A 561-nucleotide genomic window follows, 5' to 3' on the forward strand; every position below is an offset into this window, starting at 1 on the left:
CCTGTGGCTCCCGTCGGACCCGTTGGTCCGGTTACTCCTGTAGCCCCTGTTGCTCCTGTTGGACCTGTGACTCCCGTGACGCCTGTCGCCCCGGTTGCTCCTGTTGGACCTGTGACTCCCGTGGCTCCGGTTGGACCCGCCGCTCCTGTAGGACCTGTCGCTCCTGTTGCTCCGGTTGCCCCTGTCGGGCCTGTTGCCCCCGTTGGTCCGGTTGCTCCTGTGGCCCCTGTCGCTCCGGTGACTCCCGTTGCACCTGTTGGACCTGTTACTCCGGTTGCTCCTGTGGCCCCTGTCGCTCCGGTGACTCCCGTTGCACCTGTTGGACCTGTTACTCCGGTTGCTCCTGTGGCTCCTGTTGCTCCGGTTGGACCCGTCGCTCCTGTGGCTCCCGTCGGACCTGTCACTCCCGTGGCTCCGGTTGGACCCGTCGCTCCTGTGGCTCCCGTCGGACCTGTCACTCCCGTGGCTCCGGTTGGACCCGTCGCTCCTGTGGCTCCCGTCGGACCTGTCGGACCTGTTGCGCCCGTTGCACCCGTCGGACCTGTCACTCCCGTGGCTCCA

The 561-nt window shown here is 67.0% G+C and carries 1 protein-coding gene; it reads right to left on the reverse strand.

What is annotated here, in order from left to right:
• On the reverse strand, positions 1 to 548 hold a 548-nt coding region (locus tag ACWHAR_RS30530), incomplete at its 3' end, for a hypothetical protein (RefSeq protein WP_452088866.1).
• Between the last annotated feature and the right edge of the window lie 13 nt (positions 549 to 561).

Source organism: Bacillus sp. LR--39 (assembly GCF_053613335.1).